The sequence below is a fragment of the Shewanella sp. 433 genome (assembly GCF_059338565.1).
Window position 1 is genome coordinate 3,052,489 of the sequence record NZ_CM181703.1, and the last position, 13,279, is coordinate 3,065,767.

Consider the following 13,279-nt stretch of genomic DNA (forward strand, 5'->3'; position numbering starts at 1 on the left):
ATTTAGCCAAGCCACCAACAACACCAGATACAACTGAACAGCAAAGGCGCAACCTAATTAACATAAAGCAGTATTTGTAAAAACTCAAAATTATTAAAGTTATGTTGTGCTCTAGTTCACAACATACTGTACTGGCTAACACTTATCGCCACTATAAAAATAGGCACCTAATAATTAGAACTCAATCTCAGTATTAATACACACTTTGTGCTTTAAGGAAAAGTAAACATAAGGCATTGACAATCCAGTTATCTGTTTAAACCATCATTGTTAACTCTTTCATCATAAACAGCTTAGCGGCAACGAGAAGACTTCCTAAAACAAAATCGAAGCGAACAACATGTATTGCACGAACAAGATTAAACACCACATAAACAGATCATAGATATACCTGTCGTATCGAGAAGAATTCATGATTGAGTCAACATGCTTGAGCGATAATCCCACTGTACCACTGCAAAAATATAAACTGCTATTGCGTGCAGAGTCCCTCCCACAAAACAACAATAAAAATCAACCAGCACAACACACCATTAACGCTTTCATCTTTTTTTTGTGACCAAGTATCTACTTTCTCCCCTTCTCAAGTAATTCAACTTGTATACATATAAACTATTGACTTACAATGCGTCAATTTTTTGGCATGGAGGAATACCTACGATGAAGAAGTTAGCATTGTTTTTAATATTCGCGCCGTTTTGGTCATATGGAATGGCACCATTTGGTTTAGAATGGGGAGAAGATGTCACGCAATACGGTGAGCTCAGGCAAGAAGGAGAAGAGAGTCGTGTTATCACTTCTGTTTTGCCAAAATCATTATCAGTTGCCGATCATTATATTCTCTATGCTGATAGTGAGCAGCGTTTAGCCAAGGTAGAAATGCAGAGTCATCACTATAGCTTGCATAAGAATAAATTGAATGAAGACTTCAACTTTATCAAACAATCACTCATCGATGTTGGCTATAACATGAGCAGTTTTGTTGCCAGTGAAATTTACTCGTATAAATGTGTGCTGCAAGGCTCCTGTAAAGGGGAGAGCTGGTATGGTTTGGTCGATGGAGGCACATATGTGGCGTTAGAACAGATCGCAACAACTCGGGATTCAGCCTTTATTAGATTGGAGTTTAAATCGCCTCAGCTATTACACGAAGAAGCTCAAAAAAAGCTCCTTAAAACTCAGCAGCAGATCAATGTAAAGAACAAAGACAGATTAGCATTTGACTAGATGGGTTTTCACAAGCTAATCCAATGATGATGTTTCTCATTAATATGAAAGTGAGCAATCAGAGCGATTGAACAAAAACAAGAACTAAACTCGAGGCCGTTCAAAATTCTGTGTCAGGCTAAGTTTAAATCTCTAGCACGCTGTCTAAACGTCCTTCAAAATAAATCGCTAATTGAGATAAACAAAGGCTCCAATTGTGAATGGGCATTGTCCATTTATTCGATGCGTTCAATATGCCAGTATAAAGTAGCTTCAATAAGCTATTTTCATTAGGAAAAACGCCTTTGGTTTTGGTTAATTTCCTAAATTGACGATGCACTGCTTCCACCGCATTGGTGGTGTAAATCACTTTTCTGATGTGCTCAGGATACTTAAAGTAGTGCGATAAATTTTGCCACTTTCGGCGCCATGATTTGACAACTAATGGGTAAGCATCCCCCGGTAATCCCCCCGAAAAACCACGGTGTTCATAAGTAGAATTTTCTCGTAATCTGTAACTAGGAGATTCTCAATGAAAAAATCAAGATTTAGCGACAGCCAAATACTATCAATTCTTAAGCAAGCTGATGCAGGCTCACCTGTTCCTGAGCTTTGCCGTGAGCACGGTATGAGCAGCGCCTCTTTTTACAAATGGCGCTCCAAATATGGCGGTATGGACGCCTCGTTAATGGGACGACTTAAAGAGCTAGAAGATGAAAACCGTCGCCTTAAAAAGATGTATGCAGAAGAGCGACTCAAAGCCGAGCTGATCCAGGAAGCAATGGCAAAAAAGTGGTAAAGCCGTCTCTGCGGTGCGAGATGGCAAGGAACGCCGTAAGCTCTAGGGAAGTGAGTATCCGTTTGGCCTGTAGCACCTTCCACGTCAGCGAAAGTTGCTATCGCTACCAGCCTAAAAACTCAGACGAAAACGCTGTCATAGCTGACTGGCTAATTCGATTGACGAACAGCCAACGTAACTGGGGTTTTGGCCTGTGCTTTCTTCATCTACGTAACGTCAAAGGCTTTGGTTGGAACCATAAACGTGTTTATCGAATTTATCGTGAGCTTGAGTTAAACCTTCGTATTAAACCTAAGAAGCGATTGGTTCGTGAAAAACCACAGCCACTAGCCGTACCTGAAAAAGCCAACGAATGTTGGTCAATGGACTTTATGCATGATCAACTTGCAGACGGCCGTTCAGTCAGATTATTTAATGTGATCGATGACTTTAATCGCGAAGGGTTAGCTATCGAAGTGGATTTTTCTTTGCCAGCAATCCGTGTGCAAAGAACACTTGAGCAGATCATTGAGTGGCGTGGAAAACCGAAGTCTATACGGTGTGATAATGGGCCTGAGTATATCAGCAGTTTACTTGTAGCTTGGGCTGAGAAGCATCAAATAGCGCTTTGCTATATCCAACCAGGCAACCCTCAGCAAAACGCCTATATCGAGCGCTACAATAGAACTGTACGTTATGATTGGCTATGTCATTACCTGTTTGACTCTGTGACCGAGCTACAAAACTTTGCAACTGAATGGCTTTGGGTTTATAACAATGAACGACCAAACATGGCATTGGGAGGAATAACCCCCATGCAGCGTTTAGCCCAAATTAACAAGTCTACTTCTGAACTCCATTAAAAATGGGGGGATTACCCCCCCATTTAACCTCCAGCTCATCTAACGCTAACTCCGCCGCTTCCTTGCTCACAGCGCGATAAACACACTTTAAATCGGCCATGAACGCCTTCTGATTTTTCGAGGCGACATACTTCATTGAGTTGCGTATTTGATGAATAACGCACAGCTGCGTCTCTGTGTTGGGGAAGATACTGGCGATGGCTTCAGGAAACCCTGTCAGACCATCAACACAGGCGATAAGGATATCTTTTACACCGCGATTATTAAGATCGGTCAGCACAGATAACCAGTAATTAGCCCCTTCATTTTCAGATAAATGCAGGCCGAGTATTTCTTTTTTACCTTACATGTTAAGGGCTAGCAAGGTGTACACCGCCTTGCTTATATAACGCCCGTCCTCTTTGACTTTGTAATGTATCGCATCGAGCCAGACAATCGGATAATGGCTGTCTAGTGGGCGCTGTTGCCAAGCCTTAAGTTCAGGAATGAGTTTGTCTGTGATAGCGTTAATGGTCGCGTTAGAGACATTAATGCCGTACATCTCTTCGACGTGCTGATTGATGTCACGGTAGCTCATCCCCATGCTGAACATCGACAGCACTTTGCGATCGATTTCATCGGTGAGCGTGGTTTGATTCTTTTTAATCAACTGAGGCTCAAAAGAGCCATTTCTATCGCGAGGTGTGTCTAACTCAAAGCTGCCAGAGGGATGCTTAATCGTTTTAGCCATCTTACCATTCTTGCGATTAGGCTGTTCATCCTAGGCCAAATGCTGCTCAAGTTCGGCTTGCAAGGCGGCTTCGGTAAGTTGTTTAATCAATGGGCCAAGAATACTGTCTTTGCCTGTGAGGCTTTTACCGGCTTGAAGATCTTTAAGGGCTTGTTCAAAGTTAAAAGGTTGAGTCATGTGTCATTCCTGTTTTTGTACAGTTTACTGAAATGACACAGAATTATGAACACTACCCTAAACTCGCTATTTGTCAATACGGTCACATTGGCCATGCTAAAGCATTGCAAATGCTGCTCTCTACTGCCTATTCTCCCGTTTAAACACAACCTTTATTTTGCTATACCAATCAGTGCTTTACAGCAAGCAACCATTTTACCTGAGACAGCCCCCCAATATGCCTCGCTTTGAGACACTTTTGTCTGAGCTCAGTAGTTGAATAAATTGACTTTTGAGACGTCATAAATGATGCTTTACAGCCATTCATTTCGAATGGCAATGCCTCACAAACTCCCACCATTAATTATGGTGTCAACGCCAACTTATTTTGCTCCACTTATCAACATTATCGCCGAAGTAAAAATGGCTAATTGGAGCTGAACTGTCTACCCCGCTATGTCCGTTTCTGAGGTACTATTGCAGACAGGGCGGGATCATACTTTGTTAACAGTAGGGAACTTCTTCGTATCTGCATGATCTGATCGGGCATGTTATTCTACTGAGCCTAATCCATGTCCTTATTTGAACACTTGAAACTCATCGAAGACCCTCGCTCCCACATCAACCTAAACCATGATTTAGTTGATATTATTTTTCTCGTTTTAGCCGCTATCGCTTCAGGTTGTGATGGCTGGCAAGCTATCGAAGAATTCGGCCAAGAGAACCTATCTTGGCTGCGTAAACATCGAGATTTTGATAGCGGGATCCCTACTCGGCATTCCATTGCTCGCATCATTAAAGTGATCGATACCGAAATACTGGTTATGACACTTTTTAGTTGGGCAAATCGTTTAAGAGAAGCTTCATCCAAGCCATTGATCGCTATTGACGGCAAAACCTTGCGTGGGGCAGTTAATCAACATGGCGCTAACAATGCGCTTCACTTGGTTTCGGCCTTTGATACCGAACAAGGAATTGTGCTGTATCAGCAAGATACACAGACTAAAGGCAGTGAAATCGCAACGGTTCAGGCGTTGTTGCACATGTTAGACATTAAAGACGCTGTTGTAACCTTTGATGCACTTCACTGCCAGCGGGAAACGCTTCAACAAATCATCAAAGCTAAAGGCGACTATATTGTTCAGGTAAAAGGCAACCAACCGCTACTGAGGCAGGCCATAGAGGAGCAGTTTCAACCTCACTGGGATAACGACGGCGTCGACACATTGAGTATCGAAGAGGATGACAAGGGGCATGGGCGTAAGGAGCGTCGCACGACGTTTCAAATTCCAGCAAAGCTGCCGCAGGCGCTCGCGAAAAAGTGGCCGTCAGCAAAGTCGCTCATTGCCATTGAACGTCAACGAACATGCAAAGGCATTACAACCATAAGTACGGATTATTTCTTAAGTTCTTTGTCTCTAGACGTCGAACTTGCAGCCAAAGCAGTGCGTCAGCATTGGCACGTCGAGAACCAGCAACATTGGGTTCTTGACGTCACCTTTAGGGAAGACAGTTCAAGGATTGGTGACCATGAAAACGCGAAGAAGATGGCGCTATTTCGGCGTATCGTGCTGAACCTTTTAGAGCAGCATCCGCTAAAAGCCAGTAAACCAACCAAGATAAGAAAAGCAGCATGGAATGGCGATTTTAGAAGCGAGATTTTCTTTGGTTAAATGATTTAACAAAGTTTAATCCCGCCCTGCTATTGCAGATAGTTGCTCCGCCATACTGACTCATTTACCGTCATGAAACAGAATGGTTAACACAGTCTGACAATGAGCTATAAAAAGGTAAGGTGTATCTTTTAGTAACCATGCAACTAAAAAGTGAAAATTTCAGCGGTGTTAATAGCTGTTTATAGGTATTTCTTCATTACGAGCTTCGAGTGACTAATTAAAAACGTTATATTAAATTAAGCATCATAAAACACGATGCCGACGCATTAACCCACATTATTATATTTTATATACTCCACAAAACTCTATTTTTACAATCAAAATTAGAAAAACATACATTAGAATAACCTTTGGGAATAAAATCTATGTGATCTATCTTCAAAAACAATAATTTTAAAAATTAAAAAAAATAGAAATATTGTGAGTAATGTCAATACATCTAACAATATCCTCACACATCCAACTGCAATCCAAAAAAAATTTTAATGATTACCATTAAAAAAAATAACTACCACCAACCTTTAGAATCATAAAATCAAACCTCTAATGACGATTTACAGCATTTATTCACTACTTTAAGTTAGAGGTTTATATGAACAAAAATGAGATTACTAGGCGTAAATTTATACAAGCTGGGTTAGCAACTGCTGGTGCAGTTTCATTTCCAGGCATTGCAAATGCGCAGCAAGCAGATAATTCCATTCAGTGGGAAAAAACATTTGATGTAATTGTTGTAGGCTCAGGTTTAGCTGGGTTGTCAGCAGGAATTAGTGCTGCTGAAGCCGGTTCGAAGACTGTAATTCTTGATAAAATGCCTGCATACGGTGGGTCATCAGTCATTAGTGGCGGTACTTTTGCTGCTGCAAATTCACGTTTACAGAAAAAACAAAAAATTGAAGATAGCGTAGAACAATTTACTAAAGATTTATTAGTGTCTGGCAAGCGTTTAAATAATGTAAAACTGGCTGAACTACTTGCAAAAAACAGTGCAGATGCACATCAATTTTTAGTAGATCGTGGCGCAAGATATAGCGAAAAATTAAGGAAGGTTGCAGGTCATACAAATACGCGTTGTTATCAACCAGCAGAGAATATGGGGGTAGCAGTCATAGCCCCACTGTATGAACACTACTTGACATTATCTAAGGCTACATTTGAATTAAAGGTCAAAGTCATTGACTTAATCAAGGATGAAAACAATCGCATTATAGGCGTTAAAGTTAAGCAAGGTTACCTTTTTGATCAGTTTGCAAAAAATGATGACAGGGAAAATAAAACAGGAATAGTCAAATATTACAAAGCGAATAAAGCTGTAATTATGGCTACAGGGGGATTCAGTCGAGATTACGATTTTAGAGAAAAAGAGTTCCCTCAATATACAAAGGTTCCGTCGACTGTTAGGCCTTCAGCTACAGCAGGAAGCTTAAAGATGATGCAAAAATGCGGAATTAGAGCCATACAATTATCACTCGTTAGATTTGGTATCTCTATTGGGTATGAAGACATAGAAAAAGGTTTATTACTTGACCAAATAAAAGGAGAGCGATTCATTTCTGAAGCCGAATCTAGAATGAGTCTTTCCTATAAAATTATTGACCAGGTCAACAGTACTGGAGGTGGCTTCCCGGTTCTTATTTATGACGCTATTGGTTTTGAAAATATTTACGATAGAGAAAAACTTCATATTATTTTAAACAATGGCGAAATGCAAAAATTTGATGATATCGAGTCATTAGCTAAATACTTTGATACACCTAAAGAAAAAGCACTTCAATCTATTGAAAGGTACAATGAATTAATTAAAAACAACCTTGATGAAGACTTTGAAAAAGACTTTATTAAAACAATGTCATCTTCAATCAGTAAAGCACCATTTTATGCTTGTTCAGTGTACCCTAAATTTAATTACACAATGGGTGGCATGGCAATAAATGAAAACAGCCAAGCTTATTATACTGAAACAGATGAAGTTGTTGATGGACTCTATGTTTGTGGTGAAGCGTCATGTGGTATTCATGGTGCAGTTAGAATGACTGGATGTTCAACAGTAGACTGTACTGTATTTGGAATTATTGCTGGAAATCATGCACATCAATTAACACCTGTTAAATAAGGATAATATTATGAAGCTTAAGAAGATCACATTGATTTTGTTTTTGTCTGTAGCCACTTTAAGTTTTGGCAATGCAAAAACTGGTGACTTAAAACCTCACCACATAAATAATGAATGTTCGGACTGCCATGTGTCAAAAGATAGAGAATATAACATATCAAATGTAAGTTGTGATAATTGCCATGATAAAGACGAGGTTGCCGTAAGGTTAGAGGGGAAATATAAGAAATACTACAACCCTCATGATTCAATTCATTTTAAAAGAAACGCAAGTTGTATAGCCTGTCATAGAGAACACTCAAAAAGTCGATTAAGTTGTAATTCATCTCAATGTCACTCAGAGTTTAAATATGAAGTTAAATAACTAAATATTTTTTGTATTTTAATTTGGAAGCATCATGAAAAAATATTGTGCCAACCTTCTAGCAATATCATTATTTACTTGCGGAGCTAATGCAGGTGAACTATATGGTAGATTAGATTTATCTCTAACCTATTCTGATATAGGAATAGGTAATCAAACATATGAAGATGGTTTTTTACTTGAAAACTTTTTTTCAAGAATAGGATATAAGGATAATATAATTATCGATAATGATAATAAATTTATCTATCAAGTTGAAATAGGAATAAATGGTGAAGATAACGAAAAAGGGAGCTCTCCTTTTAGTTCGCGAGTCACTTACATTGGCTTTAATAACAGAGACTTTGGACAAGTAACTTTTGGAAGAATGGAACCTTCACTAAAAGCTATCAAAGCTGGAGTTGATCCATTTGATCCGTATAACTTTAAGTTCGGCCGCATTATGAAAGGTGATGCAAGAATGGGCGATCTAATTAAATATAGGTATTCAAATTTTGATGATATCAATATTGAACTAAGTTATCAGTTAAAAGACGATTTAAATAATCAAAAATCAGAATCTAATATAGATCAACGATACCAAATCAGTTTTAACTATGGCGATGCAAAATTTAGAAATAAAAACTACTATATTGGTTTAGCTTATGGTGATGGTATTGACGACATTATCGCTTCACGAGTAGTTGGTAAGTTAAAAATAAATAACTTTATATTTGGCACCTTACTGCAGCATACTGAAATGATTAATGAGAAAACTGTTGCCTATGATAGACGTAATGGTTTTGGCTTTATTGCAAATGCTAGCTGGAACGTTGAAGACATGAAGTACAAGATCCAGTATGGAAGTGATAAATCTGGTTCTGGTTTGATTGCAGAACGTATTTATAATGACAAAGCCGCGCTTGATAACATGCCTATCCCCAAATTAAAAATGTTAGCAATTGGAGCTGAAAAAAAGTTAAACCCAAAATTAAAGCTACATGCAGAAATGGGTAGATACATGATTAACGGCTACAGTAATTATAATGATACATTATTTAGTTTTGGAGTAAGATACGATCTTTAGGTGAATGAAGCAGCCATTTTATATGATACAAGGTGGCTGCTTCATTATAAACAAACAATTTTTACAACAAGAAGATATTAAAAATACAATCTAAATCAAGAAACTACAATTTTAAATATTAGTCTTTTAAACGTATAAACAATAAGTTCAACTGAGGGATAACATTACTGATAAAATTGTTGCAACTCGATTAATGTATAGATTATCTTTGTCTCTAACAAATAAGTTTGTGAATATTTTTGGAGGTGGTGCTGAATGTTGCAACTCCTCAATAATCGATAAACTCCCATGCTTCTTTAGTTCTTCAAGGGAAGTAATTGCTAACCCAAACCCTGATGCTGCCGCATTTGCAATTTGAGAATCATTAAACTCACTAGAACTAATATAATAATTTATAGATAAATTTCTGATATTTTCTTCTAGATGCTGACGAGTTATACCATGTTCTTTATATGTAACAACACCAAAAGGCTCATTGGACTTTAAAATATCTTTATCTCTTGCCACCCAAAAATATTGTGACTCTTTTGATGAAAATGAACCTTTAGGTTTCAACTGTTTTACAATAGCTATATCTAACTTATCTTGAGAAAAAGATTTATATATATCTTTACTTAAGCCCTTTTCGATCAAAAACTTTATGGACAATGTATTACCAAGAGATTGAATAACTTCTTTTACTACTGAATCAAACTCATAAGATATACCAATAACTAAATACTCACTACTCATCTCTCGATTAAACGTTTGAATTTCACTTTCAATATTTTTTATAATTCGAGTTCCTATGACTAAAAACTCTTCTCCTTTTTCAGTCAGTACTAATTTCTTACTTTTACTCTTTCGATCAATTAATGGTGTCGAAAGAATTTTTTCCAACTTTATAATTTGTTGACTAAGGGCTGACTGCGTGATCCCTAAATCTAATGATGAAAGGGTAAAACTTCGACTTTCACACAATGAAACATATGATGCAATCAATTTAAATTCTGGGATCTTCCTAGGCAAATCTCAATACCCTTACGTTTATTTAACATATAAAAATATAAACATATAAACATATAAACATATAAACATATTATGGTGAGACAAGTAAATTTATGATAATTTAATTTGTGACTTAAAACAGCTTTATTTTTTAAAGTTAACTATGAAAAATATACCTTATCTTGTTGCAATAGCGAATTAAATCAATACTGATTTCCTAGCTACTGTAAGGCCCAGGGCGGGCCAGGGCGGGATCATACTTTGTTAATAGTAGGGAACTTCTTCGTATCTGCATGATCTGATCGGGCATGTTATTCTACTGAGCCTAATCCATGTCCTTACTTTGAACACTTGAAACTCATCGAAGACCCTCGCTCTCACATCAACCTAAACCATGATTTAGTTGATATTATTTTTCTCGTTTTAGCCGCTATCGCTTCAGGTTGTGATGGCTGGCAAGCTATCGAAGAATTCGGCCAAGAGAACCTATCTTGGCTGCGTAAACATCGAGATTTTGATAACGGAATCCCTACTCGACATTCCATTGCTCGGATCATTAAAGTGATCGATACCGAAATACTGGTTATGACACTCTTTAGTTGGGCAAATCGCTTAAGAGAAGCCTCAACCAAGCCATTGATCGCTATTGACGGCAAAACCTTGCGTGGAACTGTTAATCAACATGGCGCTAACAATGCGCTTCACTTAGTTTCGGCCTTTGATACTGAACAAGGAATTGTGCTGTATCAGCAAGATACACAGACTAAAGGCAATGAAATCGCAACGGTTCAGACGTTATTGCACATGTTAGACATTAAAGACGCTGTTGTAACCTTTGATGCACTTCACTGCCAGCGGGAAACGCTTCAACAAATTATCAAAGCTAAAGGCGACTATGTTGTTCAGGTAAAAGGCAATCAACCGCTACTGAGGCAGGCCATAGAGATGGAGTTTCAACCTCACTGGGATAACGACGGCGTCGACATCTTGAGTATCGAAGAGGATGATAAGGGGCATGGCCGTAAAGAGCGTCGCACGACATTTCAAATTTCAGCAAAGCTGCCGCAGGCGCTCGCGAAAAAGTGGCCGTCAGCAAAGTCGCTCATTGCCGTTGAACGTCAACGAACATGCAAAGGCATTACCACCATAAGTACGGATTATTACTTAAGTTCTTTGCCTCTAGACATCGAACTTGCAGCCAAAGCGGTGCGTCAGCATTGGCACATCGAGAACCAGCAACACTGGGTGCTTGACGTCACCTTTAGGGAAGACTGTTCAAGGATTGGTGACCATGAAAACGCGAAGAAGATGGCGCTATTTCGGCGTATCGTGCTGAACCTTTTAGAGCAGCATCCGCTAAAAGCCAGTAAACCAACCAAGATAAGAAAAGCAGCATGGAATGGCGATTTTAGAAGCGAGATTTTCTTTGGTTAAATGATTTAACAAAGTTTAATCCCGCCCTGGCCACTAGATGGATCGGTTTAATATATAAAATGTAACACATCAACAAATACCTAAATTAGTTAATCAACAACTTACAACTATAATCTCGACAAAGCGCCCTTTCACCAATTAAAAACTGTCAATGATCAATTTTTTGACTTTCATCCTGCGCTATCTATTAACCTTCCACAATTAAGTTGTTATAATCCGTTAAAGCAAACCCAAATAAAACAAAATATTAACAATATGAAATCGATATTTTATGGAAGAAATAGGTCTTTTCTGCTCAAGACTGCACTATTGCTCGTGGCAGGGAGTCTTAGTGGCTGCCAAACCAACCCAACATACACTGTCACCCCCTCTGAATTGAGTCACTATTGGGTAATAAAAGACAAAGCTATCAATTGGGATTTGATTACTCATCAATCCAACAGCTTACAAAAATTTGATATTCAGTTTGATATTGATCGGCAAGGTAATATGACTAACCTTGAAATTAATGGTCAGGATAAAGAGCAAAATCCTGTCATTGCAGAATTTGAATCACATCAATTTACTGCAACTGCAGAAAACACCACGGCAAAACCAGTGCGTGTCCACGCAACACTATAGCCACAACTCAGGTTAAAGTAACACAGAGTCAACCTCCTCATACTTAACAAGGAGCTAGCTACTGATCTTGCTATTGTTTTTAATAAGGCGTATTTACGCCTTATTTTATCTCACTTTGTAGTCTGCCAAGACAACCACTGATAGCAGCCTAACTTCTACTTTTAACTGCGGTTAAAAATGGGAGGATTACCGGTGGGGATTGATTTCAGTTATGAGACTTTTTTGGCCCCTGCATAAACTTTTTATTAAAATAGTGACAAAACCCACAAAATAGAAAGTATTTATGAAACTACAATAACTTTGCCCGTAAGTATTACATAGTATCTACACCTATAAAAACCATACAAAACCATACAAAACCATACAAAACCATACAAAACCATACAAAACCAATTTTCACGATAACCCCATATAAATAAAAACCTACTCATTAACCCAACCAATATCCAACTGAATTTATTGTCATACGTATATTCGCTGTTTTTAACCAGAAATTCATTACGCCTTTTGGTGTGTAGTGGCTAAACTAAATTTAGCCACCTAATTAGAAGTAATATCATCACCTCTGTATTTAAGTAAGCAGTTAATTAACCGTTTACAATTAAAAGCAACATGACATAAGCAACAACGAGAGTCCTGACCGCATATTTGCCATTAACGATGGCCTATAAAGTTGATTAGATGACAGCCCGACTCGAACGCTCACGCGGCGGGTACAGGTAAACAAGCTCTTTCTGCATAGCTCGCTCAGGAAGAGGGGCGTGATCGCTTGACGCAAGAATCGTTGGTAGAAATAGACCAGTAAAGCGCTATCTGATTTGGTGCGCTCGTATGAATGTCTGGCGCTGACTACGTGGAAGCTAGGACAGTTCAGGCGTTAATACAGCCCCTGTTAGGTACATTAACTATATTCTATATCTATTTTTATAATACAAAACACGGTAAAACTCATCACGCCGGTCGTGATATAGGTTTCAACTCAATGATACAGCCATTGAAAGGGCACTGATGCTTAAAGGGATCTTTAAATCGTCACTGCGAGCAACTGAAGGCTTGATTAATTCGCTGTTTCAACTGATGGGTATGCCATTAACTTCACCGGATCACACCTGTATAAGCAAACGGGCAAAGATCGTTGAGATTAAGTATCGAAATCGCAGCATAGGTCCCGTTTCTCACCTTGTCGTTGATTCAATTAGATTGAAGGTTTACGGTGAAGGCGAATGGAAACCCGCAAGCACGCTATGAAACGGTGTCGCACGTGTCGTAAGTTACAACACATCAC

At 38.5% G+C, this 13,279-nt stretch carries 9 protein-coding genes and 3 pseudogenes; 9 read left to right on the forward strand and 3 right to left on the reverse strand.

Annotated elements, in window-relative coordinates; translation table 11 throughout:
* Positions 1–660: 660 nt before the first annotated feature.
* A complete protein-coding gene (locus AC5YB1_RS13515; RefSeq protein ID WP_494519601.1) occupies positions 661–1,227 on the forward strand; it encodes a hypothetical protein in 567 nt (188 codons plus the stop codon).
* Between the two features lie 124 nt (positions 1,228–1,351).
* Here the strand turns inward: AC5YB1_RS13515 and AC5YB1_RS13520 are convergent.
* Positions 1,352–1,666: pseudogene (locus AC5YB1_RS13520) on the reverse strand (transposase); the annotation flags it as partial.
* A gap of 72 nt (positions 1,667–1,738) precedes the next feature.
* Here AC5YB1_RS13520 and AC5YB1_RS13525 point away from each other — a divergent pair.
* Positions 1,739–2,847, forward strand: a protein-coding gene (locus AC5YB1_RS13525; RefSeq protein ID WP_494519602.1) for an IS3 family transposase whose coding sequence is annotated in 2 segments (ribosomal slippage) — positions 1,739–1,991 and positions 1,991–2,847 — 1,110 coding nt in all. Because the reading frame shifts where the segments join, the coding sequence is not laid out codon by codon here.
* A gap of 1 nt (position 2,848) precedes the next feature.
* Here the strand turns inward: AC5YB1_RS13525 and AC5YB1_RS13530 are convergent.
* Positions 2,849–3,754 (reverse strand): annotated as a pseudogene (locus tag AC5YB1_RS13530) (IS256 family transposase); the annotation flags it as partial.
* A gap of 551 nt (positions 3,755–4,305) precedes the next feature.
* On the opposite strand from AC5YB1_RS13530, the gene AC5YB1_RS13535 reads away from it, so the two are divergent.
* From AC5YB1_RS13535 to AC5YB1_RS13550, 4 genes are all read left to right on the forward strand, one after another.
* A complete protein-coding gene (locus AC5YB1_RS13535) occupies positions 4,306–5,406 on the forward strand; it encodes an ISAs1 family transposase (RefSeq protein ID WP_494519076.1) in 1,101 nt (366 codons plus the stop codon).
* A 595-nt stretch (positions 5,407–6,001) separates the two neighbouring features.
* Positions 6,002–7,522 carry an FAD-dependent oxidoreductase gene (locus tag AC5YB1_RS13540; RefSeq protein ID WP_494519603.1) on the forward strand — a complete coding sequence of 507 codons (1,521 nt, stop codon included), beginning with the start codon at positions 6,002–6,004 and terminating at the stop codon, positions 7,520–7,522.
* Between the two features lie 10 nt (positions 7,523–7,532).
* Positions 7,533–7,886 (forward strand): cytochrome c3 family protein, encoded by a 354-nt coding sequence (locus AC5YB1_RS13545; protein WP_494519604.1) that lies wholly within the window; start codon positions 7,533–7,535, stop codon positions 7,884–7,886.
* 34 nt (positions 7,887–7,920) lie between these two features.
* Complete coding sequence (locus tag AC5YB1_RS13550; RefSeq protein ID WP_494519605.1) at positions 7,921–8,952, forward strand: porin; 1,032 nt, start codon at positions 7,921–7,923, stop codon at positions 8,950–8,952.
* A 147-nt stretch (positions 8,953–9,099) separates the two neighbouring features.
* On the opposite strand, the gene AC5YB1_RS13555 is transcribed toward AC5YB1_RS13550, so the two are convergent.
* Positions 9,100–9,960, reverse strand: a complete 861-nt coding sequence (locus tag AC5YB1_RS13555) for a LysR family transcriptional regulator (protein WP_494519606.1) — start codon at positions 9,958–9,960, stop codon at positions 9,100–9,102.
* Between the two features lie 330 nt (positions 9,961–10,290).
* Between AC5YB1_RS13555 and AC5YB1_RS13560 the strand changes: the two genes are divergently transcribed.
* The 3 genes and pseudogenes from AC5YB1_RS13560 to AC5YB1_RS13570 all read left to right on the forward strand — a co-directional run.
* Positions 10,291–11,373, forward strand: a complete 1,083-nt coding sequence (locus AC5YB1_RS13560; protein ID WP_494519607.1) for an ISAs1 family transposase — start codon at positions 10,291–10,293, stop codon at positions 11,371–11,373.
* 255 nt (positions 11,374–11,628) lie between these two features.
* Entirely contained in the window at positions 11,629–11,994 is a 366-nt protein-coding gene (locus tag AC5YB1_RS13565) for a hypothetical protein (protein ID WP_494519608.1), read from the forward strand.
* A gap of 949 nt (positions 11,995–12,943) precedes the next feature.
* Positions 12,944–13,268 (forward strand): annotated as a pseudogene (locus AC5YB1_RS13570) (transposase); the annotation flags it as partial.
* Positions 13,269–13,279 lie beyond the last annotated feature (11 nt).

Bases quoted from the DNA above. Each gene is read 5' to 3' on its own strand.
- AC5YB1_RS13565 (WP_494519608.1), top strand. From the start codon at position 11,629: ATGAAATCGATATTTTATGGAAGAAATAGGTCTTTTCTGCTCAAGACT.
- AC5YB1_RS13515 (WP_494519601.1), top strand. From the start codon at position 661: ATGAAGAAGTTAGCATTGTTTTTAATATTCGCGCCGTTTTGGTCATAT.
- AC5YB1_RS13535 (WP_494519076.1), top strand. From the start codon at position 4,306: ATGTCCTTATTTGAACACTTGAAACTCATCGAAGACCCTCGCTCCCAC.
- AC5YB1_RS13545 (WP_494519604.1), top strand. From the start codon at position 7,533: ATGAAGCTTAAGAAGATCACATTGATTTTGTTTTTGTCTGTAGCCACT.
- AC5YB1_RS13550 (WP_494519605.1), top strand. From the start codon at position 7,921: ATGAAAAAATATTGTGCCAACCTTCTAGCAATATCATTATTTACTTGC.
- AC5YB1_RS13540 (WP_494519603.1), top strand. From the start codon at position 6,002: ATGAACAAAAATGAGATTACTAGGCGTAAATTTATACAAGCTGGGTTA.